General features: G+C 40.5%; 26 protein-coding genes and 1 riboswitch. Of the genes, 8 read left to right on the top strand and 18 right to left on the bottom strand.

The features are described 5' to 3' along the window. From CWB65_RS03285 to CWB65_RS03270, 4 genes are all read right to left on the bottom strand, one after another. Positions 1–1,005 (bottom strand): FecCD family ABC transporter permease, encoded by a 1,005-nt coding sequence (locus CWB65_RS03285; protein ID WP_138739875.1) that lies wholly within the window; start codon positions 1,003–1,005, stop codon positions 1–3. Position 1,006: 1 nt separating this feature from the next. Next, positions 1,007–1,807, bottom strand: coding sequence for an ABC transporter ATP-binding protein (locus CWB65_RS03280; protein WP_008128979.1), 801 nt, complete (start codon positions 1,805–1,807; stop codon positions 1,007–1,009). 76 nt (positions 1,808–1,883) lie between these two features. Further along, positions 1,884–2,022: riboswitch (cobalamin riboswitch) on the bottom strand. Positions 2,023–2,069: 47 nt separating this feature from the next. Continuing rightward, entirely contained in the window at positions 2,070–3,002 is a 933-nt protein-coding gene (locus CWB65_RS03275; protein ID WP_008128978.1) for a porin, read from the bottom strand. Between the two features lie 186 nt (positions 3,003–3,188). Next, entirely contained in the window at positions 3,189–4,043 is an 855-nt protein-coding gene (locus tag CWB65_RS03270; protein WP_008128976.1) for a LysR family transcriptional regulator, read from the bottom strand. Between the two features lie 91 nt (positions 4,044–4,134). Between CWB65_RS03270 and CWB65_RS03265 the strand changes: the two genes are divergently transcribed. Next, on the top strand, positions 4,135–4,509 hold the full coding sequence (locus CWB65_RS03265; protein ID WP_008128975.1) for a MaoP family protein: 375 nt from the start codon (positions 4,135–4,137) through the stop codon (positions 4,507–4,509). Positions 4,510–4,594: 85 nt separating this feature from the next. After that, positions 4,595–5,830 (top strand): diguanylate cyclase, encoded by a 1,236-nt coding sequence (locus CWB65_RS03260; RefSeq protein WP_138739874.1) that lies wholly within the window; start codon positions 4,595–4,597, stop codon positions 5,828–5,830. A gap of 8 nt (positions 5,831–5,838) precedes the next feature. Here CWB65_RS03260 and rarD read toward each other — a convergent pair whose 3' ends face one another. Then, complete coding sequence (gene rarD / locus CWB65_RS03255; RefSeq protein WP_010556565.1) at positions 5,839–6,759, bottom strand: EamA family transporter RarD; 921 nt, start codon at positions 6,757–6,759, stop codon at positions 5,839–5,841. A gap of 51 nt (positions 6,760–6,810) precedes the next feature. Continuing rightward, positions 6,811–7,266 (bottom strand): thioesterase family protein, encoded by a 456-nt coding sequence (locus tag CWB65_RS03250; protein ID WP_171047556.1) that lies wholly within the window; start codon positions 7,264–7,266, stop codon positions 6,811–6,813. A 107-nt stretch (positions 7,267–7,373) separates the two neighbouring features. Here CWB65_RS03250 and recQ point away from each other — a divergent pair, with 107 nt between their 5' ends. The 4 genes from recQ (at position 7,374) to CWB65_RS03230 (ending at position 11,995) form a co-directional block, all read left to right on the top strand. Next, the gene (recQ, locus tag CWB65_RS03245; protein WP_008128967.1) at positions 7,374–9,197 is read left to right on the top strand and encodes a DNA helicase RecQ; all 1,824 of its coding nucleotides are present in this window, start codon (positions 7,374–7,376) and stop codon (positions 9,195–9,197) included. Between the two features lie 7 nt (positions 9,198–9,204). Then, positions 9,205–9,489, top strand: coding sequence for a DUF3630 family protein (locus CWB65_RS03240; protein WP_138739873.1), 285 nt, complete (start codon positions 9,205–9,207; stop codon positions 9,487–9,489). Between the two features lie 164 nt (positions 9,490–9,653). Further along, the gene (locus tag CWB65_RS03235; RefSeq protein ID WP_491062389.1) at positions 9,654–11,303 is read left to right on the top strand and encodes a BamA/TamA family outer membrane protein; all 1,650 of its coding nucleotides are present in this window, start codon (positions 9,654–9,656) and stop codon (positions 11,301–11,303) included. Between the two features lie 119 nt (positions 11,304–11,422). Further along, positions 11,423–11,995 carry a mechanosensitive ion channel domain-containing protein gene (locus tag CWB65_RS03230; RefSeq protein WP_138739871.1) on the top strand — a complete coding sequence of 191 codons (573 nt, stop codon included), beginning with the start codon at positions 11,423–11,425 and terminating at the stop codon, positions 11,993–11,995. Between the two features lie 60 nt (positions 11,996–12,055). On the opposite strand, the gene CWB65_RS03225 is transcribed toward CWB65_RS03230, so the two are convergent. The 3 genes from CWB65_RS03225 to CWB65_RS03215 all read right to left on the bottom strand — a co-directional run bounded on the left by CWB65_RS03225 (position 12,056) and on the right by CWB65_RS03215 (position 14,504). Then, on the bottom strand, positions 12,056–13,114 hold the full coding sequence (locus CWB65_RS03225) for a succinylglutamate desuccinylase/aspartoacylase family protein (RefSeq protein ID WP_006793167.1): 1,059 nt from the start codon (positions 13,112–13,114) through the stop codon (positions 12,056–12,058). Beyond that, on the bottom strand, positions 13,101–14,006 hold the full coding sequence (gene rimK, locus CWB65_RS03220) for a 30S ribosomal protein S6--L-glutamate ligase (protein ID WP_138739870.1): 906 nt from the start codon (positions 14,004–14,006) through the stop codon (positions 13,101–13,103). The genes CWB65_RS03225 and rimK overlap by 14 nt, the downstream gene beginning before the upstream one ends. Before the next feature lie 75 nt (positions 14,007–14,081). Then, positions 14,082–14,504, bottom strand: a complete 423-nt coding sequence (locus tag CWB65_RS03215; RefSeq protein ID WP_006793169.1) for an ATP-dependent zinc protease family protein — start codon at positions 14,502–14,504, stop codon at positions 14,082–14,084. A gap of 266 nt (positions 14,505–14,770) precedes the next feature. Between CWB65_RS03215 and CWB65_RS03210 the strand changes: the two genes are divergently transcribed. After that, positions 14,771–15,742: a zinc transporter ZntB gene (locus tag CWB65_RS03210; protein WP_010556568.1), complete on the top strand. Its 972-nt coding sequence runs from the start codon at positions 14,771–14,773 to the stop codon at positions 15,740–15,742. Between the two features lie 219 nt (positions 15,743–15,961). Here the strand turns inward: CWB65_RS03210 and rraB are convergent, their stop codons facing one another. The 9 genes from rraB to CWB65_RS03165 form a co-directional block, all read right to left on the bottom strand. After that, the gene (gene rraB / locus CWB65_RS03205; protein WP_006793171.1) at positions 15,962–16,297 is read right to left on the bottom strand and encodes a ribonuclease E inhibitor RraB; all 336 of its coding nucleotides are present in this window, start codon (positions 16,295–16,297) and stop codon (positions 15,962–15,964) included. Beyond that, positions 16,297–17,010 carry a 1-acylglycerol-3-phosphate O-acyltransferase gene (locus CWB65_RS03200; protein WP_006793172.1) on the bottom strand — a complete coding sequence of 238 codons (714 nt, stop codon included), beginning with the start codon at positions 17,008–17,010 and terminating at the stop codon, positions 16,297–16,299. The genes rraB and CWB65_RS03200 overlap by 1 nt, the downstream gene beginning before the upstream one ends. Positions 17,011–17,235: 225 nt before the next feature. Further along, a complete protein-coding gene (gene parC, locus CWB65_RS03195; protein WP_008128962.1) occupies positions 17,236–19,533 on the bottom strand; it encodes a DNA topoisomerase IV subunit A in 2,298 nt (765 codons plus the stop codon). Positions 19,534–19,543: 10 nt separating this feature from the next. Continuing rightward, entirely contained in the window at positions 19,544–20,638 is a 1,095-nt protein-coding gene (locus CWB65_RS03190) for a PQQ-dependent sugar dehydrogenase (RefSeq protein ID WP_138739869.1), read from the bottom strand. Between the two features lie 29 nt (positions 20,639–20,667). After that, complete coding sequence (gene parE / locus CWB65_RS03185) at positions 20,668–22,557, bottom strand: DNA topoisomerase IV subunit B (RefSeq protein ID WP_006793175.1); 1,890 nt, start codon at positions 22,555–22,557, stop codon at positions 20,668–20,670. Between the two features lie 42 nt (positions 22,558–22,599). Next, positions 22,600–23,160, bottom strand: coding sequence for a YqiA/YcfP family alpha/beta fold hydrolase (locus CWB65_RS03180; RefSeq protein WP_008128958.1), 561 nt, complete (start codon positions 23,158–23,160; stop codon positions 22,600–22,602). Then, a complete protein-coding gene (locus tag CWB65_RS03175; protein WP_008128956.1) occupies positions 23,145–23,930 on the bottom strand; it encodes a metallophosphoesterase in 786 nt (261 codons plus the stop codon). The genes CWB65_RS03180 and CWB65_RS03175 overlap by 16 nt, the downstream gene beginning before the upstream one ends. Beyond that, complete coding sequence (locus CWB65_RS03170; protein WP_008128954.1) at positions 23,917–24,375, bottom strand: DUF1249 domain-containing protein; 459 nt, start codon at positions 24,373–24,375, stop codon at positions 23,917–23,919. Before CWB65_RS03170 ends, CWB65_RS03175 begins: the two co-directional genes overlap by 14 nt. Before the next feature lie 33 nt (positions 24,376–24,408). Beyond that, the gene (locus tag CWB65_RS03165) at positions 24,409–25,047 is read right to left on the bottom strand and encodes an NUDIX domain-containing protein (RefSeq protein ID WP_008110587.1); all 639 of its coding nucleotides are present in this window, start codon (positions 25,045–25,047) and stop codon (positions 24,409–24,411) included. A 151-nt stretch (positions 25,048–25,198) separates the two neighbouring features. Between CWB65_RS03165 and tolC the strand changes: the two genes are divergently transcribed. After that, complete coding sequence (tolC, locus tag CWB65_RS03160; protein ID WP_008110585.1) at positions 25,199–26,554, top strand: outer membrane channel protein TolC; 1,356 nt, start codon at positions 25,199–25,201, stop codon at positions 26,552–26,554. The last annotated feature ends 44 nt before the right edge of the window (positions 26,555–26,598 follow it).

Genomic DNA, 26,598 nt, shown 5'->3' with positions numbered 1-26,598 from the left:
CTACACCTTAGACTTTCTAAAAAAGAGTAAACTTAAGAAAAACGCACTCCCCATAGCGGCCGTGATCACCCCTACTGGCAACTCTTGATTTTGAAGTAAAGAACGAGACAGTACATCGACCCACACCATAAATGTACCTCCTACTAAGCTTGTTATTAATAGCCCTGCAACGGTTCCTTGTGAAATAAAAAAGCGCACAATATGTGGCACCATTAATCCAACAAAACCAATACCGCCACACATTGCCACCAGCACAGCGGTTATTAATGAGCTTAAAATTAGCATCAGCAACCTAAATCGATGCACTTTAACACCAAGGGTTATGGCACTTTCGTCACCTAATAACATGGCATTAAGCTGGCGCCTAAAACTAATCATTACGCAGGTGCACAGTGTAATCACTAAAAAGGGTATCCAAAGCGTTGCCCACTGGGCACGTGCAAAACTTCCTAAGGTCCAAAATAAAATAGCTGCAACGGCTTGCGGCTCGCTCCAATAAAGCAACAAACTCGTAAATGCACTAAATAAAAACGAGAGTGCAACACCAGCAAGTAACATAGACTCAACTTGCCCGCCCTGCTGCCTTGTGGCAATTAATATAAGTAAGCTCATTGCTAATAAGCTACCAAGCAAGGCTGCGGCCGAAAGCATAAAACCTGCGCTAATTCCCACAAATGCCATAAGTACAACTACACCAAACGAAGCACCTGACGATATACCGAATAAGTAAGGATCTGCTAGTGGGTTACGTGTCACGGTTTGTAAAATTAGCCCAGCGATAGCTAACCCGGCACCGGCTAAAAACGCCAATAATGTACGGGGCATTCTTAATTCAAAAATAATACGGCTGGTGAATGAAGCATCATTTAAATAAATAAAACTGTTAAATACATCCTGTATTGAGGTATCTGCAGCACCAAAGCTCAATGCTAAAAATAAACTTACTAAGGCAATAGTAATGCAAATAATCAGTGCAACTGAATGGCGTACATGCATTGCTAACATATTATTTGTAACCATAAAAGTAGGTAATATGAGGCGTAACTTTACCCAATTGAGATTCTTGAGGATGGTTACTAACCTGAGCGCATACACCAAATACATCATCAAGCATGTGCTCAGTCAGTACCTCTGCAGGAGAGCCGGTATGCGTTATTTCTCCATTTTTAATGACGACAAGCTCATCACACATAGCGCTAGCCAAATTAAGATCATGAAACGAAGCAAATACTGTAACACCAAGAGACTTTGCCAGCTCCATAACCTGTATTTGGTACTTAACATCAAGGTGGCTAGTGGGCTCATCCATAATTAACAGCTGAGGTTGCTGAACAATAGCACGTGCAATGAGTGCCCGCTGCTTTTCGCCCCCAGAGAGCGATTCAAAATTTTGATTTGTATGCAGCTCAAGCCCTACCGTTTTTATAGCTAGAGTGATTTGTTGTTTTTCGCTTTGCGATGTAGAGCTAAATAACGATTTATGAGGCGTTAGGCCAAGAGCCACAACATCAAATAACGACAAATTAAAATGCGATGGCGCCTCTTGTAAAACAACAGCAACGCACTTTGCATATTCATCACTTTTAAGCTGCCAAATATCATGGTTATTAAACTCTATAACCCCTTCATTAGGCTTATTAAAACGATATAAACAACGCAGTAAACTCGACTTACCTGCACCATTAGGGCCAATTAAGCCCACAAATTTACCTTCAGGTATTTGCACATTAATGTGTTTGAGAATAGGTTTATTTGCTATTCCCCACGAGAGATTTTGAACGTTTAATAATGGTGCTTTAGTTTGCAATACTCTGTCCTAGACACGAGTACCCACTTGTAATGCAACCACCAAAAAGGAGTACATTAAATTTAGCATGAGTAGGCCCGCTCATTAAAAATTGATTTGTATCTGACTTAAAGCATAGCGCTAATTACAGTTGCGGGAACAGTTGAGGAATTGCACCTCATTCCAAATGAAGCTCTATTATGGGCGGGTAAGTAAATAATTTAAAGCAAAAAAAACCGCGCTAATTACAGCGCGGTTAAAAAGGGAGTGTTTTAACTCGTCGTTAAAACTTATATTCCATACCTAAACCTAAGTAATCTTGGTCTACGTTGTTGTCCATATCAAAGCTTGAGTAAAAGCCAAATACTTTAATGTTTTTGTTAAGCTTGTGATCCACACCCACTGAAATAGCTGTTTTATCATCGCTATCGTCAAAGTCCATTGCTTGGTACTGAACTTTAAACGTGTTTTTACCCATGCTGTATGCTGCATTTAATAAGTAACCGTCACCTTCAGCTGAACCGTCTACTTTTTCTTGAGTTTGGTACATAGCACCGAGTTTAAAGTCTTCAACTTTACCTTGGATTGACGCACGTACTACATCGTAGCCATTTACTTCACTATCGGCTGCGATAGAGGCATATACTGCGCTCTTTTTAAGTGCCACGTCACCGTAAGTAACCGCCATTGAGTAACCGTTATCAGCGTCTACATCATCTTCAGCTACAAAAGTAGCAAGTACTTTAAAACCTTCGTATGAGTTTGATGAATAACTAACAGTATTCCCTAAACGGTTTTCACCTTTAAATACATTTTTAATATCGCCTTCAAGGTCGTTAAACAAGTCTAACTTACCTTGAGATTGTTTAAGCGCAGTATCGTTACGACCAATAACCACTTGGCCAAACGCACCTTTTAAACCAACGTATTGGTTACGCGCAGAAATATTGTCGTCGTTATCGCCTTTTGAATCAGCATCAGACACATCAACTTGAAACTCAAACTTATATACCGCTTCTAAACTATCATTTATTTTTTCAGAACCTTTAACACCAAGACGAGATGCATTACTTTTTATCTCAGTAAAAGATCCTTCGCCGTCATCAGATGATTGCACTGTTACATTCGCTTTACCGTAAATGTCTACATCGGCAAGTGCATTAAAAGATAAACCACTTAATAGTGCTAAGCATAAGCTCGATTTTACAAATTTCATGTTATTTCCTTGGATAATCACAAAAGACTAATTTTTAAAACGACTGCAGTTTGTCACCACTAAATGACAGAAATATTACAAATGAAATATTTTTGACTTTTAAAGTTAATAAAACTGCATTATTTATGAAATCAAAAGGACATGAACATCAATCATACAAATATGTACCCACTTAAAACCCAATTACTAAGCATGTGCCTTAATAGTAGGTAGTAAATTTATGAGTGTTTCTATCAGTTCCTTTTGTTCGTTATCTCTATGGTAGGCTACAAATATATCTCTTGACGTATTTTCTACATTTTTTACATGAAATAATTCACCATTTTCTAAATGTTGCTCAACCAAAACATGTGGAATAAATGCGCTACCACCACATTGTAGTATTAAATCTAACGCAATTCGTCCGGTACTTGTTCTAAAGTAAGGAGGCGTTTTACCGGTAAACTGGCGTGCATGCCAAAGTGAAAATGTCGTTCCCCAGTCAACATACACGTACTGATTATCAAAAAAGTTTTCGTTTGTTGCAGTGTCATACCCACTTACAGGAATAATAGGCAGTTCACAAATACGCTCAACAACTAACTCATCTACTTTTGGTGGATCAAATAAAATGGCTAAATCAAGCGTGCGCTCAAGCAATAGTCGCGTGCTTTCTTGTTGAGCTTTAACTTCAGCCACCAAAGAGACTCCAGGCATAGCCGACACAATATTAGTAATACCAAACTGCAAAAAGGCATCCCAAATATTAGGCGTCCCTGCCAAGCTAATTTGTTTATGCATATTATCAGCAAGGGCTACATCTACTTTGGCGCGCTGCATGCCTGTTATGATCATTTGCGCATGAGGTAATAACCGCTCACCAGGCGCTGTTAATTGAATATTATTACGCTGGCGAATAAATAAATTAACACCAAGCCCTTGCTCTAATTGACGAATACGAAAGCTAACCGCCGATTGCGTTATATAGAGGTTCTCTGCGGCTTTACCGAAATGACGCGTGCGCACTACTTCAACAAATGTTTTTAATAAATCGATATCCACTTTTTTATCCTCACGATAAAAATAACTTGTTTAAAAAATTGCCAAACTTGCATCATACTCCAACTAATTAATAGGGTATGAGGATATAGCTATGAGCATTAACATTTCACTACTACGCCAAGCATTTGTTAGCCAACGTCAATTTTATGATGATCAAAATTTTCCACGTGGTTTCAGCCGCAGCGGAAATTTCACCTTATTAGAAGCCAGTATACTAGAACAACATGGCATTGTTTTAAAAGGTTTATATAGTAAGACGATTGAACCACAAAATGAGCACCAAGAAAATTTTGTAGCCGTAGTAACTGGCTCACAAGAACCCACTAATCCGATTGAACGAGCATGGCTGAAATACCTAAAGCTCACTACTTGTAAAACGAAGTTTCATACCTTATTTGGCCGCTCAAAAATATCGAGCCCTGCGCCAATAAATCATGAACGTTATTCAGAATCAGATAGCCTATAACACACTCAGCTATTTGCTTTTTGGCGCTTTTACAGTTACAAAGTGTATTAAGCAATTTTTTTGCATAATATAAACTGGGTGTTCCGTGAAGCGAAAAATATTAATAGTTGAAGATACACCTGCTATAGCGCTTGTGCAGAAACATATAGCGCTAAAAGTAGGCTACGAAGTAGATGTAGCAGAAACGTTAGCACAAACAAAAATACTAATTAGTCAAAATAATTACTTTTGCGCTGTTGTAGATTTTATTTTGCCTGATGCGCCTAATGGTGAAGCAGTACCGTGCACAATTAACGCAGAAATCCCTACCATTGTCATGACGGGTAGCATTGATAAAAGAACACGTGATACTGTTGAAAAATTCCCAATAATTGATTACATAATAAAAGAAAATAAACAAGCTTATCAATACCTTGAAAAACAACTTAAGCGTTTGCCTCGCAACGAAAGTGTAAAAGTATTAGTTGTTGATGATTCTATATCTACCCGCCACTATATTGTGAGCTTATTGTTACGTCATAAATATCAAGTATCTGAAGCTGAGGATGGCAAGCAAGCACTTGAAATGTTGGCAAAGTCACCCGACATTTCAGTGATCATCACTGACAACGAGATGCCCAACATGAATGGCGATGAGTTATGCAGTGAAATTCGCAGATTATACAATAACGACGAAAAAGCAATTATTGGTATTTCAGGCGCTGACTCGTCGGAGCTATCTACTTTATTTTTAAAAAATGGCGCAAATGACTACCTCCATAAACCCTTTAATAACGAAGAGTTATATTGCAGGCTAAGCCAAAACGTCGACATGCTTCAACAAATAGCCACAATTAAGCGCCAAGCGAATACGGATTACCTTACTGACCTACCTAATCGTCGTTACTTTTTTGAGCAAGCAAATACGTCTTTAAAAGCGCTCAGCCTTAAAAAGGCAAACGGCTCACTGGCTATGATTGATATAGACCACTTTAAATCTATTAACGACACATATGGCCATGATGCAGGCGATCAGGTTTTAAAAGGGCTGGCTATTTGCTTTAAAAAATACTTTGAAAAATATTTAGTCGCGCGTTTAGGTGGCGAAGAATTTGCCGTTTACTTTGCTGATGAAAACACCCCAGAAGCACTGAAGATACTGGAAGGGTTTAGGTATTTTGTAGAAAATAACAGCCAAGAGTTTAGTAAAGAAAAAATAAAACTGACCATTTCAATAGGCTTTTCTGGCGGGCCCGTTTATCAAATGGATACATTATTAAAACAGGCCGACCAAAAACTTTATGAGGCTAAAGAAGCTGGTCGCAACCAAGTAACTAGCTAAATAAATAGTTAAGCAACTTCGGCGGCTGTAATGGCCGCTTTTTTACGCTTACGTGATTGATGATAAGAATCCCAACTAAAGATAGCCAGAGCACTCCAAATACATGCAAAGGTAATAAGCCTTTCTGTATCAAATACCTCATCGTAAAACACCACAGCAAGTATAAACATTAAACTAGGCCCTATATATTGAAAAAAGCCTAGGGTTGTATATTGCAAGCGCTTAGCGGCACCTGTAAAGCAAAGCAGCGGCAATGTGGTAACAATACCAGCACTAATAAGAAGTAAATTAGTAAGCCAATCGTTATTTGGCAGGCTTGAAGTAGCAGAAGGTGCCATCATCCACCAATAAACCAACGCCACTGGTAGTAATATTAACGCCTCGAGCAAAATGCCCGGCAACGCCTCAACAGGAAGCTTTTTTCGTAACAGGCCATAAAGTGCAAACGATATCGCGAGTGAAAAAGCAACAACAGGGAACGAGCCAAAACTCACCAACTGTAATATCACACCCGAGAACGCAAGCCCAACAGCCACACCTTGAAATTTTCGGAGGCGTTCACCTAAAAAAAGCATGCCTAATAAAACATTTAACAGAGGATTTATGTAATAGCCTAAACTTGCATCGAGCATATGGTTATTGTTAATCGCCCATATAAATAATCCCCAGTTAAAACCAAGTAGCCCCGAGGTGACAACCAGCATTAGCATCAGTTTGGGCTGTATTATAATGTGCTTAATTTTACGCCAGTACTTTAGAACACTCACCACTAAAATTAAAAATACGACTGACCACACAACACGATGCATTAATATTTCAAATGCAGTCACATGTTGTATTAACTTGAAGTAAATGGGAGCAAGACCCCACATAACAAAAGCAAGACAGGCAAATATTGCGCCTTTACGCTGCTCGGTAACAATTGGCATAGTAAACACTTAGTGATTTAAAAGGTCGCCAGTTTACTCGCCAAATAGGTTTTATCCAACTAAATACGTGCCCGTGCCAAAAGCGATTTGTACAGATTGCTCATTATGTAATTCCATTCGGCACACGCACACTTTATTACCCGAACGAATAAGCGTGGCACTGGCGGTAAACACATCCCCTTTTCCTGGGCGCAAATAATCGGTGCGTAAATCAATAGTGCCCAGTGTTGCTAATTTTTTTTGTACACTGTTCATATCTAAATCGGTCAGCTTATCTATCACACTCGCCGCTGCGAGCATACCACCGACGTTATCGAGCACCGCTGAAATAATCCCACCATGAAGAATTTTTTGGGCTGGGTTACCTATAAAAACATCCTGCCACGGGAATGTAATTTTAGCTTGTTCTGGGCTAAGTGATTCTACCGATATATTTAAAAATTGATTAAACGGCATACCATTTACGAATAGCGCTCCCATTTGTTCAATTAACATTTCTTTATTCATTATTATTCTCTGATATTAATAGGTACATCGAGTAAAACATACCTTGTTTAAAACTACGAGCGTAAAGCTAAAGACATCTTATAAAAAAAACACTAAAATACCCGCCAATGAATACATCTACACTACCTTCAAGCACCTTAGTGCGAAAACCCGAGACTGTCCTCAAGCAAGTGTTTGGTTACAGCGAGTTTCGAGATGGCCAAAAAGCCGTTATTGATGCCGCTTTAAATGCTCAGGACACACTTGTTTTGCTACCCACTGGTGGCGGAAAATCTGTGTGTTATCAAATTCCGGCGTTAGTTCTTGAAGGGGTGACCATTGTTATATCGCCACTTATTTCGCTTATGCAAGATCAAGTCGCGCAGCTTCAAGCTTTGGGTGTAAAAGCGGCATATGTTAATAACAGCCTAGCTCGCGAAGAACAACAACGTGTTTATCAGCAACTTCACCAAGGGCTAATTAAACTATTGTATGTAGCCCCCGAAAAAGTATTACAACGTGATTTTTTAGAGCGATTATCGCATTTAAAAATTAGCTTATTTGCGATCGATGAAGCGCATTGTGTGTCGCATTGGGGTCATGATTTTAGACCGCATTATTTTCGCTTAAACGAACTTAAGCAACGCTTTGCCCACGTGCCTATGATGGCCCTTACAGCGACGGCCGATAAAGCCACACGCTTTGATATTGTTGAACAGTTAAAACTTCAGCAGCCTTACATTCATACTGGCAGCTTTGATAGACCTAACATTCGTTACACCATAGAAGAGAAATTTAAACCTATGGTGCAACTATTACGCTACTTGAAAGAACAAAAAAACCAAAGTGGCATTATTTATTGTACTAGCCGAAAGCGTGTTGACGACATAGCAGAAAAACTTGCCGACGCAGGCCTTAATGCAGCCGCTTACCATGCAGGTATGAGCAACGAACAACGCCAGTTTGTGCAAACAGGGTTTGCCCGTGACGATATTCAAATAGTGGTGGCAACCGTGGCTTTTGGTATGGGGATTAATAAGCCCAATGTACGTTTTGTTTTGCACTACGACATTCCCAAAAGTATAGAAGCATACTATCAAGAAACAGGAAGAGCAGGACGCGATGGCTTAGCCGCCGAAGCAATTATGTACTTTGACCCTGCCGATATAGGCCGTGTAAGGCGCTTTTTTGAAGATATTGACGACGAACAACGTCGCCGTGTAGAAGAGCAGCGCTTTAATGCCATGGCAAGCTTTGCTGAGGCACAAACGTGCCGCCGTCAGATACTACTTAACTACTTTAGTGAATACCAACGCGAGCAATGTGGTAACTGTGATATTTGCTTAAACCCACCAAAAAGCTTTGATGGTACGCTTGTTGCCCAACAAGCGCTTTCGTGTGTATACAGAGCTGAACAGCGATTTGGTTTAGGATACATTGTAGAGCTATTACGTGGCGCCAATACGAGTCGTATTCGCGATAACAACCACCATCAGTTGAGCACTTACGGCATAGGTAAAGACAGAAGCAGTGAGTTTTGGCTAAGTATTTTACGCCAATTAATCCACCAAGGATTACTAAGCCAAGATATAACACAAGGCGCCTCTTTGCGCTTGACCGAAGCCGCCCGTGCTATATTAAAAAGCGAATACGCGCTGCAATTAGCTGAACCTCGCTTACAAGCAAAACACGTATATCAAGATAAGCTAGCGCAATTTAATTACGATAAAAAACTATTTGCTCGCTTGCGTTCATTACGTAAAGAACTTGCAGATGCCGACGATGTGCCACCGTATGTGGTATTTAATGATAAAACGTTAGCCGAAATGGCGCAGCTAATGCCCACGAACGACAGTGAGTTTTTAAAAGTGTCAGGCGTTGGTTTTACCAAGTTAAACAAATACGGCGGAGCTTTTTTAACAGCAATTCGCAACTACTTAGCCACACAATAAGCCAATTATGAGCAAAATAGATTACGACCACACGCACCAATGCATCATCATTACCCCAACAGAGCCGCCACACGATGAAGACTTTGAGCTGTGGAGTACCTTATTCCTACATTCAGACGATATCGCTATTAGCGAGTATTCGGCGGGAGCGGATAGGCATCAGGTACGTTTTTCTTATAGCCAACAAACGTTTAATTTAAATTACGAGCATTACAGTCAAAGTATTTGGATTAACGGCGAAGGGCCTGAAGCTGAGCACTTATTAGCAGCGCTGGCCTATTACTTAAGCTAAATTAATTATTTTGTTAACACCCATGCTTTTTACTTACAATTAAATAACAATGATGTAAGCTGATATCACGGTAGTCGTTTGCTACGCAGTAGATAAGAGGCTTAATGGTTAGTAATACGTGGTTTTCGCCCTATTGTGGTGGGTTAATTTGTCTTTTTTTATTAATGCCTTGCGCCTTTGCTGAGCAATTTCCTTCAAACATTGGTAGCTGTCCTCTTGAGTCATCAATAAATTTGAGCGAAGAAAAACTACGTCGCCAACTCAGCGATGAAACGCTTCTCGTTGCTACAAAACCAAATGCAAAAATTGCCACCATTACGCTTGAGCAACTCAACGTATTTAATACCCACCTTGAAGAAGAAAATAACGCACTGTTTAGATTTGCTAACCGCGCACACATTCAAACTGAGCCTGAGGTAATTAAAAATTTACTGCTTTTTAACTCTGGCGATCTTTACGATGCTAAAAAGCTTTCTGAATCGGAGCGCCTGCTGCGAAAAGAAAACTACCTATACGACGCACAAATTAGCGCAACAGAAAACTGTGATGGCGATATAGATGTTAAAGTAATTACCCGTGATTTATGGACGCTCTTACCAGAAATAAACTTTAGCCGTAGCGGAGGCGAAAATAAATCGAGCATTGGTTTTAGAGAATCAAACTTGTTTGGCTGGGGTAAAAGGTTGTCTTTTTCTCGCACAACCGACAGCGACCGCAGCGGTTATTTATTTGTTTACGACGATCCTAATATTTTTTCTAGCCGTTACCGTGGTCGCGTAGAGTATGCCGATAACAGCGATGGAAAGCGTCATTTACTTGAGCTTACTTATCCATTTTATGCCATAGACACACCTTACAGCTACGGTATTTTAAGCTACTCAGAACAACGAGAAGAATCCTTATATCGGCGCGGTAAAGAAATTAGTGAATTTGATCAAACAACCGATCTCAATCGCATTTTTATTGGTCATTCTAAAGCATTAAGTAATAGCTGGACCCAGCGAATTAGCTTAGGTTATGTAGATGAGCAGCATACATTTACTGCTATTCAAAACACGTTTGAGCCTTTAGCTAAAGATAGAAGCTACAGTTATCCCTATATTAGCGGCCATTGGTTTGAGGATAATTTTATTAAAGTACGAAATTTTGACAGTATTTATCGCACTGAAGATTTAAACCTAGGCTGGAATGCACAAGCATTACTCGGTTACTCAGATGAGTCATTAAGTAATGACGATAGCCGCTTGGTGTATTCGCTTAATGTTAAAACAGCGCATTTTTCTGGCGATAATACGCTTTGGCGTTTTAGCACAAACCTAGAGGGATTTTGGAACAAAGAACAAAAACAACTCGAAAATTTTAAAGCAATTTCGCAAGTACAATATTATCTAAATACGAGTGTTGATCAGTCTTGGTATGTCAAAGGTCGCGTACAATATGCAAAAAACCTAACAGCCGACCAACAGCTTACCTTAGGTGGCGAGACAGGCCTGCGTGGTTACCCTATGGATTATCAACATGGCGACCGTAGCTTTTTAGTGAGCCTAGAAAAACGCTATTACTGGGAGTACGATTTGCTACAACTATTTAAAGTAGGTGGCGCAGGCTTTATAGATATTGGTAGGGCATGGTTTAATGACCAAACAAATGGTGAAAATAATCATGTTCTCAAAAATGTAGGCGTTGGTTTGCGCCTAGCACCAAGTAGAGCAAATGCAAGAACTATGATCCACCTTGATATAGCCGCCCCCATAGATAGCGCCGACGATGTCGACTCTGTACAGTGGCTTGTCAGTGTAAAAAAATCTTTTTAAATAGCTACTTAGCACCAAAATAACACGCTAAACTAAGGCCTTTAAGCTAGTTAAGACTCATCTAACACGTTGCTTTATTTACTACTTTTAATTGTCACATAACTGCAAAAGGCGCTCTTTTGAAATTTTTAGATGTTTTAGAATTACTCACCAATCAATATAAACTTATAGTCACCATTATTGCCTTGTTACTGTTTCCAGTGCTTTTAAAGCTAACTAAAAAGCTACTTGAAAAAGCCATTAAAGGTAAAGTTGATTTGCACCGTAAATACCGCGCAGAGTTACTTCTTAAAATTATTCTTGCCTTTGTCATGTTGTGTTTAGTGCTGGTATTTTGGGGTATTGAACTAAGAGGATTATTGGTTCTGGGCTCGTCACTATTTGCAATGTTAGGTGTAGCGCTATTTGCAGCATGGTCATTATTAAGTAACCTGACCGCGTTTTTATTAATGTTTATTCAAAACGACTGCCGTGTTGGCTTTTGGGTACGCATTGTTGATGGCGCAAACCATATTGAAGGGCGAATTGTCGAAATGGGCTTAATGAATGTCGTCCTTGAACATATTGATGGGCACCGCGTCATTTACCCTAATAATTTATTTGTTACGCGCCCTGTACTCGTTTTAAACGCAGAGCCTAAACCATCAAAAGCACTTGCTGTTAAACGTATTATAGGCCCTAAAAAGTCATAATTTTTATATAAAAAAAGCCGCTTTAATGATTAAAACGGCTTTTTACTAATTGCTTAAGTATTAGTTATTTAGCTCTGCAGTTTTTAGCTCATCTTCTAAATCATTTATTCCATCAATAAATGTTTCTAGCTGCTGCTCAACCACGCTATTGTCGTTTGCAAAGTAAGCAATGTGGAATACAGCATCGCCTTCATTTACTAATGGCATAGTTTGCTGACCTATAATAATCCCACTTCGTGGCGCACGCAGTTCTAGCTCAGAATCACCAAGTGGACTACTTATAAACGCCAGTACTTGCCCTTTTGTAACACGCTCTCCTAACGAAACTTGAGCGCGCACAATACCATCTACTTCAGCACGCACCCAACTTGTTGAACGCGCAATGATAGGCTCAGGTATTTTTTTAGGGCGTTTACCACGCATCATTTTTAAATGACGCATTACATAATCAACACCTTGTACACCTGCGGCTATTGCTATGGGATCAAAACGCAGCGCTTCACCCGCTTCGTAAGTGATAACCGGTATGCCTAAATTCGCCGCTTCACTTCTTAATGAACCATTACGCAATGACGCATCTATTACTGCTGGGGTGCCAAAGGCTTTGGCCATCTGCGCCGTAGCTTCATCCGCCAAATTTGCACGTATTTGTGGCAAGTTTGTTCGGTGTATAGCCCCCGTATGTAAATCAATAATATGTGTGCAATGCACTGCAACTTGATTAAAAAACATATACGCCATACGACCCGCTAGCGACCCTCTTTCAGAACCTGGAAAACTGCGGTTCATGTCACGACGGTCGGGTAAATAGCGCGACTTATGAATAAAACCAAACACGTTAACAATGGGTACCGCGATAAGCGTGCCACGTAGCTGGCTTGGATCTATTTTAGCCAGTAATTGACGTACAACTTCTACACCATTTAACTCATCACCATGAATAGCGGCACATACCATCAATACTGGGCCTTCCATTACGCCATTAACAACCTCTATAGGTATATTAAGGGGTGAGTGGGTATAAAGCTTTGCAGCTTCTAAAGCTAACGTTTTGCGTTCACCAACACCAATGCTTTCACCTAATAAAGTGAAAGGACGGTTAATTTTAACCTTTGCCACGAGTTGCTGTTCCTTTGATTGAGGCATTTTTTTCAATGAAATCAATCACCATGCCCGCAATGTCTTTACCTGTTGCTATTTCTATACCTTCAAGACCTGGTGATGAGTTAACCTCCATCACTAGAGGCCCACGAGATGAGCGAAGTAAATCTACACCCGCTACATTTAAGCCCATAGCTTTTGCTGCAGCAACGGCGGTTTTACGCTCTTCAGGCGTAATGCGAACTAGTGTAGCGCTACCGCCACGGTGAAGGTTTGAACGGAACTCACCTTCTTGCGCTTGGCGCTTCATCGCTGCAATTACTTTATCGCCTAACACAAAACAGCGAATATCCGCACCACCCGCTTCTTTAATGTATTCCTGAACCATAATATTGGCTTTTAAGCCCATGAAAGCTTCGATTACACTTTCAGCAGCTTTGCGCGTTTCAGCAAGTACAACACCAATACCTTGTGTGCCCTCTAGTAATTTAATCACAACCGGTGCACCGCCAACCATTTCGAGTAAATCTTTCACGTCATCAGGTTTACTCGCAAAACCTGTAACAGGCATGCCTACGCCCTTGCGTGACAATAACTGCAATGAGCGTAATTTATCGCGTGAACGAGAAATAGCCACAGATTCGTTTACAGGGTATACCCCCATCATTTCAAATTGGCGTAAAACGGCACAGCCATAAAATGTTACCGATGCGCCAATACGCGGCACAATGGCATCGAAATCTTTTAAGTTTTCACCGCGATAGTGAATTTCTGGCTGTTCAGAGTTTATATTCATGTACGAGCGAAGTGCGTCTATCACTTTCACTTCGTGCCCACGAGACTCTGCAGCCTCGATTAAACGACGTGTTGAATATAGCTTTCTGTTACGAGATAAAATACCGATTTTCATAGTTAAAACCTTAACTAAATTTTATAGCATTAGTGCTTAATAGCTGCTTTTTATGCAACTTAAGCCCAATACTTTTTATAATAAATGAGATAATGCCGTGTCAACAATGACACGATTCTCCATGGCTGTTCGACCTAGCAACATTCTAAACTTCATGGTTGCACGGCTTGTGAGGGTGACTTCAATAGGCCAGCTATGTTCACCCGCATGTAATGTTGTTTCTATAAAATAACGTAGCTGTTTTTCACCACTGGAACTGGTTACGTATTTCATTTTTTTCACTTTAGCATTACAAGTAATTTGAGTTTCTTCGTCATCTTGTAACGGTTGAGCTGTAAATTTAACCCACTTTTCGCCATCAACTTCGTATTCTTCAATGTTAATTGCATGAATACATGAAGTGCGTGCACCAGTGTCAACTTTAGCCTTGATCCGCTCAATACCAAGCTCAGGTAAACTTAACCACTCACGCCAACCTATTGTTATTTTTGTCGTCATAAATGTGCCCTTAGTAAAAAAGAGGTTTATACGCTACGGGTGAAAAAACACCAACAAAATAAATTTATCTAGTCGATGAGTAAATTAAATTGATCTTTTAAGGTAACTCATCACACAATGCGCGCCTTGCTGAGCATAAAATTAAATCAGCACTATGACTCTACTTAAATTGAATATGTTTTAACTTATTAAAAGTAAATATGTTTTGGGTATGTAGATACACTATAGTTTACAGTATTAAAAATACACTATTATGAGACATTATTATGATTAATGGTTTGCTTCATGCCCTAGTGCTTGATGAAAAAGGCGGTACACGTGCTGTTAAAAGCAGCGAAGACCTTCACAACTGGCAACCTGAGCAAGGTAAATTATGGGTCCATATGGATTACAGCCAAACCGACGTAGTCAACTGGCTCAAACACTGTGAGCTTTTAACCGATTATGAGCTAGAGTCATTTACGGCGGATGAAACACGCCCACGTATCACGCAGTCTGCAAATGGACACATGCTGTTTTTGCGCGGTGTAAACTTAAACCCGGCGCAAAGCCCCGAGGACATGGTGTCGGTACGTTTATTTATTAACGAAAATATAGTCATCACTTCTCGTAAGCGTCGCCTTTTATCTATTGACGATGTACTTAACTCGTTAAAAGACAATAAAGGCCCGTGTTCTATATCAGAGCTTGTGTGTGCTATTACACAAAAGCTGACTTCACGTATGCAAAGTGTTATTAACTCTTTAGATGAAACACTTGATGGCTTTGAAGAAGAAATAGACGAGCCAAGTAAGCGTTTTGACAACCAAGCGCTATCGCAGTTACGCCGCCAAACTATTGCGCTTAAGCGTTATTTAAAGCCTCAAAAAGAGGCGCTCACTACAATGGTAAACGGTCATTATGAGTGGCTTTTAGATGACGATAAGGCAAAGCTAAACGAAACCACTAACTTACTTATTCGCTACCTTGAAGAATTAGACAGCTCAATAGAGCGTGCACAAATTATTCAACAAACAGTTACTAACCATGTTTCTGAGCAGCTAAACCAACGTATGTATGTGATGTCGGTAGTAGCTGCCTTGTTTTTACCGCTAGGCTTTTTAACAGGTTTGCTTGGGGTAAACGTTGGGGGAATTCCTGGTACAGACAACCCCTATGCATTTACGCTATTTATTGTGTTTTTAGTGATACTTACTGGTGGTATTGGTGTGTATTTTAAAAATAAAAAGTGGCTCTAATAGTATTAAGTGATCTATCTGGAGGCTGAAAAACCTTGTCGATGACAGGGCAAATATTTTGTTATTCTAAATACCTAAGTTTAAACAATTGCCTCCCAGGTTTAGCCCTTCAAGTTTATTAAGTATTGATATGAACCTGATATAGCAATCAATTAAAAACTAAAAAGGCGCGCATTATTAAATGCTCGCCTTTTTTATTTTTCATACTTGAGTCGCTAATTACTCTTGAAAGTAAGTGCCCCAACCGTCGTACTCAACGTCGCATTCAACAGCAAGTGCTGCTAGTTTATCAACGTCTTCCATAATAACGTCTACGTCTAGCTCAGCTTCTACTACTATGTCGAAGCTCCAAATTTTGCTGCCGTCTTCAAGCTCAAGCTCTGCTGGCTCTTCAACATCGTAGCCTAATTTAAAAGCAGCCAATGCTGCTTGCTCTAGTTTAGGGAAGTCTTCACACACAAAGTGGTGCTCTACTTCATAAAGTATTTCAGGATCTGATCCATCTTCAAGTAGTGAACTTACGATGTCTTCACTTATTTCGCGCCAGTTTTCCATTATTTCTCTCTCACTTGAGCATCTAATTCGTTTATTTTAGCAGCCATAACAGTATGTACGTTTTGAGCGTGCTCTCGCGCACTTATACTTTTATCAAGTGATATAGGCGCTAACATTTCGATGTAAATTGTACCATTATCCCAACGATTTAGCTTAATGGTTTTATGCGTTGTATTCATACACACGGGAACCACTGGCACGTCCGCACTCATCGCGGTATGAAAAGCACCTGTTTTAAAAGGTAATAAACCGCGCCCATAGCTTCGTGTACCTTCTGCAAATACCCATATAGATAACCCATTTTTCTTAATTTTTTCAGCTGCTTTTGAAATAGTACCAGCCGCTTTTGAACGATTTGCTCTATCTATTAAAATATTGCCCGACAGCCAATAAAGTTGACCAAAAAACGGGATCCACTTTAGGCTCTTTTTACCAAGACTTACACAGTTTTTTGGTACCATTGCTGGTACTGTAAATAAATCATAACTATTTTGATGATTTGCAACGTACACTGCAGGGCCAATATTTTCAGCATCTTGATGGCGTGTCAGCACTAATTTAACACCGATCATTTTGGCCATAGAACCAAACCAACCTGCAATTATGTGAACATTATTTGGGTGAAAAGGCCTGACTAATGAAAGTAATAAACCAAAAATACAACTCAATAATATAAACATAAACATAATAAAAACACGTATTACAGCTAACAAACTCGTTCTCCAAATCAATTGTGTGCGGTGCGCATGTCATTGTGCACTATGACACTATTATAGCGTTATTTTGTGACACAGACGAGACAATAGCGAACAACTGTACGCTGAAATAGAGTCAATGCTAAAATTAATTGCTCAACACATAACAATAAAATGGTAAAAACTGGGCTCTACATACAAAAACGGCCTGCAATTGCAGGCCGTAATACGTTAGCTCAAAGCTTATGATTCATCTGCCGTACTTTCAACAGGCTCTTCATCTTGAGGCGTTAGCTCAACAACAGCTTCATCAACACGCTGCAAGCCTCGCGGTAACTTGTTACCTCGACGACCTCGTTCACCATGGTAATGCTCTAAATCTGTTGGTTTAAGGGTTAGCTTGCGTTTACCAGCATGCAATGTAACGCTACTTCCTAGAGGGACAACAGCCAGTACTTTCACAAACTCTTCACGAGCCTGTACCTTTGCACCAGGGATAGAAATAATTTTATTACCCTTACCCTTACCTAGTTTAGGTAAATCGCGTAGTGGGAATAAAAGCATGCGTCCTTCGTTAGAAATAGCCATACAGTAATCGCTAGCTACATCGCTCACTCTAATTGGTTGGAGTAAAATACCGCCTTTAGGCACACTCACTAACGCTTTACCGTTTTTGTTTTTACTCACAAGGTCTTTAAAATCAGTGATAAAACCGTAACCCGCGTCCGATGCCATAAGTAATACTTGACTATCTTCAGCCATAACAACGTGCTCAAAATTTGCACCGGTTGTTAAGTTAAAACGCCCAGTCATTGGCTCGCCTTGGCTACGTGCCGACGGTAAACTATGTGCATCAGTTGCAAATGCACGCCCTGCTGAATCTAAAAATACGGCGGGCTGATTACTCTTACCGCGAGCTGAAGCTCTGTAGGCATCGCCTGAGCGGTAACTTAATCCTTGCGCATCCAAGTCATGACCTTTACCAACACGTGCCCACCCTTTGTCTGAAAGAACAACAGTCACTGATTCCGATGGAATTAAATCTTTTTCGTTTAAAGCTTTCGCTTCCGAGCGCTCGATAACAGGAGAACGACGATCGTCGCCATACATTTCTGCCGCTTCTTGAATTTCTTTTTTAAGCAACGTTGACATACGGCGGTCAGAACCAAGCGTGAGTTCTAATTTATCACGCTCTTTAGCAAGCTCGTCTTGCTCACCACGAATTTTAAACTCTTCAAGTTTAGCTAAATGGCGGAGTTTTAACTCTAAAATAGCTTCTGCTTGTATATCGGTTAAATCAAAGCGCTGCATTAAAATAGGCTTTGGCTTATCTTCACTGCGAATAATTTCAATCACTTCATCAATATTTAAGAATGCTGCTAATAAGCCTTCTAAAATATGTAATCGCGCCAGTACTTTATCTAAACGATACTGCAAACGACGACGAACAGTCTCGCGCCTAAATATGAGCCACTCACTTAAAATACTACGCAAATCTTTAACCTGCGGACGACCATCTAGCCCCAGCATATTTAAGTTTACGCGGTAGTTTTTTTCTAAATCGGTGGTCGCAAACAAGTGAGCCATTAATGGCTCTGCTTTAATACGATTAGAGCGTGGTATAATCACTATACGTGTTGGGTTTTCGTGATCTGACTCGTCACGTAAATCAGCAATCATAGGCAGTTTTTTTGCGTTCATTTGCGCTGCAATTTGCTCAAGTACCTTACCGCCTGAACATTGATGCGGAAGCGCGGTGATCACAATATCGCCTTGCTCTTCACTATACACCGCACGCATTTTAATTGAGCCTCGGCCGGTTTTGTATATTTTATGAATATCGGCTTTTGGGGTAATTATTTCGGCATCGGTTGGGTAGTCAGGTGCGTGTACTAGCTCTAATAATTCATCAAGCTCTGTCTTTGGTTTATCGAGTAATAAACAACATGCACTGGCTACTTCTCTCACGTTATGAGGCGGAATATCAGTTGCCATACCAACAGCAATACCGGTAATACCATTAAGTAAAATATGTGGTAAGCGTGAGGGCAATACAACTGGTTCGTCTAGTGTACCATCAAAGTTTGGTGTCCAATCTACCGTGCCTTGGCCAAGCTCTTTAAGCAGTACTTCAGAAAACTTAGATAAACGCGCTTCAGTATAACGCATTGCAGCAAATGATTTTGGATCATCAGCAGCACCCCAGTTTCCTTGACCATCGACAAGTGGATAGCGATACGAAAACGGTTGCGCCATAAGTACCATGGCTTCGTAACAAGCACTATCGCCATGAGGGTGATATTTACCGAGTACGTCACCCACGGTACGAGCTGACTTTTTGTATTTAGCTGCGGCCGATAAGCCTAATTCGCTCATCGCGTAAATAATACGACGCTGCACTGGTTTTAAGCCATCACCAACATGTGGCAAAGCACGATCCATGATCACGTACATAGAATAGTTTAAATAGGCGTCTTCAGTAAAGCGCCCCATTGTTTGTTGCTCTATTCCTTGCATTAGCAAGGTATCTGTATCACTCATTAAAGCTTACCTAGTTTTTCTTATAGCTTACGCGGTAGATTACATTGGCGTAATCGTCACTTACTAACAGACTGCCGTCACCTAACTCTGCAAATGCAACTGGGCGTCCAAATGTTGTTTCGTCTTTCATAAAGCCGGTAATAAACGGCGTGTATTTAGTCACACGGCCTTGCTCTATTGTGGCTATAGCTACTTTGTAGCCTGCTTTTTTACTACGATTCCATGAGCCATGTTCAGCAACAAATAACTGCTCTTTGTAGCTTGCTGGGAATTGTTTTGCGTTGTAAAAATGAATACCTAATGGTGCCACATGGGCAGGCAATGCGAGCGCAGGAGACGTGTAATCAGCAATATTTTTTCCTTCACCAAATTCAGGATCAACAATCGCACCGGCGTGAATATAAGGGAACCCAAAGTGCTCCCCTTCTTTACTTACGCGGTTTATTTCATCTGGTGGAATATCATCGCCCATCATGTCGCGGCCATTATCACTAAACCACAAAGCCTGAGTGCTTGGGTGAAAATCAAAGCCAACGGTATTTCGAACGCCCTGCGCTATTGTTTTAATTTGCTTGGTTTCTACGTTTAGTGAAAAAATACGACCAAAGCGCTCGTCTTCGGCGCAAATATTACACGGTACACCGACAGGAATAAGCAATTCGCCTGTGGGTGTGAAGCGTAAAAACTTCCAGCCATGATGGCGCTCTGAAGGCAATGCGTTGTAGATCACATCAAACTTTGGATCTTTTAATTGGGTGTCTATATTTTTAAAGCGAATAATACGATGCACTTCACCTACGTATAAATCACCCTCTTTAATAGCCAGCCCTGAGGGCATATTTAAACCCTCTGCAATCACAATTTTTTTATCGGCTACGCCATCGCTATTATGATCGATAAGCGCATACACATTACCTGCTTTGCGCGAGCCTGCGTAAACAATGCCTTTTTTTGATACTGCAATTTGGCGCGCATTTTCAACGTCGTCTGCAAATAAACTAAGTTCAAAACCAGGTGCAACACTAAGCTTGTCTAGTATGTTTTTAGCCATTGCAGGCGCACTTATTAAACTCAGTAACAATACACTTGCTAGTAGTTTATTCATTTCTATCTCCTAGTGGCCAACACGCATCATTATACTTGTGCCTTGTTACCATGATCTTCTAACCATTGGCGCCTGTCTGGCGAACGCTTTTTAGCAAGTAACATATCCATCATTTCCATGGTTTGAACTTCTTCATCAAGTGTTAGCTGAACTAAACGTCTTGTGTTTGGATCCATGGTGGTTTCGCGAAGTTGCAGTGGGTTCATTTCACCCAATCCTTTAAAACGCTGTACGTTTACTTTACCGCGTTTTTTTTCTGCTTCAATACGGGCCAAAATACTGGTTTTTTCATCTTCATCTAAGGCGTAATATACCTCTTTACCAATATCTATTCTAAATAATGGTGGCATTGCTACGTATACATGACCTGTTTTTACTAACTGCGGAAAGTGTCGAACAAACAAAGCACATAACAGTGTGGCAATGTGAAGACCATCAGAGTCAGCATCGGCCAATATACAAATTTTATTGTAGCGTAGCCCGCTCATGTCGGCTGAATCAGGATCGATCCCTAAAGCCACAGAAATATCATGCACCTCTTGCGATGCTAATATTTGCCCTGACTCAACTTCCCACGTATTTAAAATTTTACCACGCAGCGGCATTATTGCTTGAAACTCACGATCTCGCGCTTGCTTAGCCGAGCCACCAGCAGAGTCACCCTCTACTAGAAATAGTTCGGTACGGTCGTTATCTGCTGCGCTACAGTCGGTAAGTTTACCTGGTAATGCAGGGCCCGCTGTAACGCGTTTACGCACTACTTTTTTAGCGGCTTTTAAACGACTTTGTGCGTTTGATATACACAGCTCAGCTAACAACTCTGCTGTATCTGTATGTTCATTTAACCAAAGGCTAAATGCATCTTTTACAACACCCGAAACAAGTGCCGCACACGTGCGTGAAGACAGTTTTTCTTTTGTTTGGCCGGCAAACTGAGGGTCTTGCATTTTAACCGAAAGCACATAACTACAGCGCTCCCATATATCGTCTGGGGTAAGTTTTACACCACGAGGTAATAAGTTTCTAAATTCACAAAACTCGCGCATGGCTTCAAGTAAGCCTTGGCGTAAACCATTAACATGTGTACCGCCTTGCGCAGTGGGGATTAGGTTTACATAGCTTTCAGCTATCGATTCACCGCCCTCTGGCAGCCATACCACAGCCCAATCAACACCTTCTATAGCGCTTTTAAACTCACCTACAAATGGGTCTTGTGGCAGCGTTTCGAAACCTTTAACCGCTTCAATTAAATAATCTTTTAAGCCGGTTTCGTAAAACCATTCTTGCGTTTCTTTTGTTTGTTTATTAACAAATTTAATACGCAAACCAGGACAAAGTACCGCTTTGGCTTTTAATAAATGATTAAGCTTGGTAATAGAGTAATTAGCAGAGTCAAAATAGCTGGCATCGGCCCAAAAGCGAACGGTAGTCCCGGTGTTACGTTTACCGACAGTGCCTATAACGTTTAAATCTTCAACTTTATCACCGTTTTCAAAGGCCATTCTGTATTGCTGCGCATCACGGCGAACTGTTACTTCTACACGTGTAGATAATGCATTTACAACTGAAATACCTACCCCGTGTAAACCACCTGAAAACTGATAGTTTTTGTTTGAGAATTTACCACCGGCATGCAGCTTAGTAAAAATAAGCTCTATACCTGGAATACCTTCCTCTGGGTGAATATCAATGGGCATACCACGACCGTCATCACTTACTTCAAGCGAGTTATCTTCGTGTAGAATTACATCAATCTTAGTTGCATGGCCCGCCATAGCTTCATCGACACTGTTATCGATTACTTCTTGGCCTAAATGATTTGGGCGCACAGTATCGGTGTACATCCCGGGGCGTCTTTTTACCGGATCTAATCCATTAAGTACTTCAATGGCTTCGGCGTTATAATTTTGATCACTCATAGTTTTTATCTTTATATGCGCTAAGGCTGTGCTTAACTAGTTTTACGTGATTTTAAGAAAATCTACAATACTTGCAAAGGTTTGTTCAAAGCCAAGATAGCTATGATCGCCACCAAACTCGATCCTTTGCTTACATTGCGAATAATAGTTTACTGCGTGTTGAAAATTTAACACTTCATCGCCTGTTTGCTGTAATAAATACAGTAATTCAGGGTGCTTTAGGTCATCAACAGCCAACGCTTTTAAAGCCGCTATGTGGCTGCTATTCAATTCATAATGATAATCTTGATACGGATTATAATTTAAACCAAGCAACGGCTTTAATAAAGTGTATGGCGCAACCGCGGGATTTATAACCACAGCAGGAATTTGATAACGCTGCGATAAATACGTGGCAAAAAATCCACCTAATGAGCTACCTAATAAAACAGTATTAGGTGTAAGTAATTGCTCAAGCGCTATGATGGCTTGTATGGGCTCATGGTTTAGGCACGGTACACAATAGTCAACGTCATAGTGTGCCATAAGCTCGCCAAAGCGCACAGCTTTATATGATTTATCTGAGCTATTAAAACCATGAATATAGATTACCCGTTTAGCCATACTACTTCCATATCTGTGCTTATATTCTCTTTTTTCGTGCTAATACATATCAACCTGTATGCTGGCCCATAGTCTTGCTGTATCCATTCGGGGCTGTGTTTTTTAAACTGCACTGAGCTGGCTGGAGTCGCGTAAATGGGAAGCGCTCTAAACGTTTGCATGTATTCGTTATGCACATGACCATGAAACAAGCCGAAAACGTTTTCGCTATTAACTAATATATTAAGTAATTGCGGCCCGTTTTCGAGCATGTGTTTGTCTAGGTAGCCATCAATGGGGAGTGGGTTATGGTGACAAAACATAATTTTGGAACTCGCCGAAGCAAACAGCCGTTCGGTAATTTCATTCAAATGCGTGCCTGTTACCCACCCTGCAGGCGTTGGCCCTTTAGAATTAATAAGAAGTAACTCAACGCCATTTGCCACTATATGTTTAGCGCGATTTATTTGCCCACCACTCATTCGGTTAAGCTGGGCAATATCATCATGGTTACCTGGAACCCAAAAAACAGGGCATGTTAAATCACTTTGGTTAATCAGCTCACTAAATAAAAAATAAGACTCTGCGCTGTGATCTTGCGTAAGGTCGCCGCCAAATATTACAAAATCAAGGGATTGCTTAGCCATATGAGCCAGCGCCTGTTCAAAGTAAATCGCCGTATTTACGCCAAAGTACTCACCGGCTTTATTTGAGAATAAATGACAATCGGTAATATGTGCTATGCGTAACGACGACTTATCAATGAGGTAAGGTTCATCAAACCAAGCCATTATTTACATCCCAATTCAGCGTTGCTTGTCCGTGTTCTACACAGGCTACAAGCCAGTCGTATAAAAATGCATTAAGTTGATATTTTTCATCTTTTTGATGCATTTTTGGATTAGGGTAACCATAAGAAGGCTTAATACGCTGATGGTAATCGTGATGGATAATTTCAGCCACTTTAGCATCGTGATACAACCTCACAGTTAAATAAAGCGGTGCAATTCCCTTTACCATGCCGCTTAGCTGCTTAATAGAAATATCCATAGTGTATTTTGCACTGCCATCAACCTTAGTCGCAAACTCACTGTTCCCCAACTTCACTTCTCGGCTGCAGCCAATCGCTCGTTCAGCCGGTAACAATTTTAAAAGTCGTAAGTAGTTGTGCTCACAAAGCGTTAAATACTTTGGGAGGCTTTGGATATATCTATTTGTTGCTAATTGTACTGTCAAAATACCACCATTATACTGTGAGCCAATTTGTGGCTATGAAGAAGAATCTGTCCACTTGTGTTTCATTTTTTCATGGTTAAGCGCAAGCCACTGCATGCAAATAACGGTTGCAGCATTATCCATTTCACCATTGTTGAGGCGAGTTAGCGCATCATCAACGCTGAGTACGTGAGTTTTTATATCTTCACCTTCGGTTTCAAGGCCATACACACCAGACTCAACGTCACTTAAATCGGCTCGTGCAAGATATAAATGTAACCGCTCTGTTGTACCACCAGGGCTTGAAAGGTACGAAAGCATAAATTCAAGCTCTGTTAAATTAAGCCCAGCTTCTTCGTACGCTTCTTTCTTTACGACCGATTCATAATCGTCACTGCCGTCAGTCATTCCAGCAATACATTCTAGTAGCCAAGGTGAATGTTTGCTTTTAATAGCCCCTATACGTATTTGTTCTATTAAAAGCACAGTGTCTGATATGGGGTCGTAAGGCAACACAGCAATGGCGTCTCCACGCTCTAAAATCTCGCGACTAATAAGTTCTGATTTACCGCCCGCAAACAAGGCATGTTCAAACTGATACAAATCAACCTGAAAAAAGCCTTTATACAAATTTTTGACCGGCTTTACGCTGACATCTTTATGCGTAAACTGAACAAGTTTTTTATCTGGCACGTAAGCATCCTCTACTTATTAAAAACTTTGAAGTACGTTAATATATTCTGTTACATTTCGACGCACTGTTTTACTCTTTTTATTTTTAGTTATTACGTAAAACAGGTTACCATGGTTTTAGTATAAAAATTGTCTAAGGACCGAACAACATATGAAAAAGAACATTCTTGCGGCGCTAGTTAGTTTATCATGCGCATTAGGCACAACAGCAGCAAGCGCTGAAGATTTACTACAAGTTTTTGAAATTGCAACGGCCAACGATCCTACCGTTTTAAAAGCAAAAGCCCAAGCAGACGCACAATCTTACCAAGCAGATACTGCAATGGCTGCATTATTGCCGCAAATTGGTTTAACAATGGGTTATACAAAAAGTGACTCAACCTCTTTTCAAAGTGTGACGGACCTGACAAGCCAAGTTAAAGTCGAAAGCGACTCTGATCAGTTCACCCGTGGTCTTAGCTTAAGCCAAACTTTATTTGATTTAGGCGCATGGAACTCATTAGACATTGCAGACAAACAAGCGTTGCAAGCAAATGCTCAATACGACTCGGCGAAACAAAACTTAATTGTTCGTGTTGCGGAAGGCTACTTTAACGTTTTAAGTGCGATTGATAACCTTGAATTTATTAAAACGGAAAAACGCGCCATCGAACGCCAGCTTGAACAAACTAAACAACGTTACGCTGTTGGTTTAACGGCAATTACCGATGTACACGAAGCACAAGCACAGTTTGACAACTCTGTTGCACAAGAAATTATTGCTAATAACTCAGTAGAAACAGCGCGTGAGCAACTACGAGAAATTACGGGTAAATATCACGCTAAGTTAGACTTTTTAAATACAGAGACATTTTCTACAACTAAGCCAGCTCGAGACTCTAGCGACTTTTTAAATATTGCTAAAGATAAAAATATTAGCTTGCAAGTTGCTAAAGTAACCGTAGATATAGCGCAAGATCAAATTAAACTGGCAAGAGCGGGTCACTATCCAAAGCTAACCCTAAGTGCAAGTTATGGCGACTCTTTAACAGATACAGATATAAATGGTACAAGCCTAACTAGACAACCTCGTGCAGACTCAACCTCAGTAGGCCTTAACTTTAGCCTGCCTTTATACTCTGGAGGTGCAACAGTTGCAGCTACTGATCAAGCACGTGCATTTTACGTTGCAGCTAGCCAAGATTACGAAGCCAATTACCGCGCAATTACCCGCACGGTTATTACGTCTTACAATCAAGTAGTGTCTGACATTGCAACTTACAAAGCGTTAGAGCAAGCTGTTGTATCTGCCCAAAGTGCTTTAAAAGCAACAGAGGCAGGCTTTGAGGTCGGTACGCGTACAATTGTTGATGTACTTGTAAGCACACAAAACCTATACAATGCTAAACGTAACCTTGCTGATGTACGTTATCGTTATGTGCTGTCTACTCTGCGCTTAAAGCAAGCAGCGGGTACACTAACAAGCAAAGACCTAGTAGCTATAAACCAGGGTTTAAAAGCAGTCTAAGCAGTCAAAAAACACATACAAAGCCAGCTACATGCTGGCTTTTT

It is taken from the genome of Pseudoalteromonas sp. S554, from assembly GCF_005930865.1.
Lineage (GTDB): Bacteria > Pseudomonadota > Gammaproteobacteria > Enterobacterales > Alteromonadaceae > Pseudoalteromonas > Pseudoalteromonas marina.
This window is presented reverse-complemented; position numbering and strand designations above follow the sequence as displayed.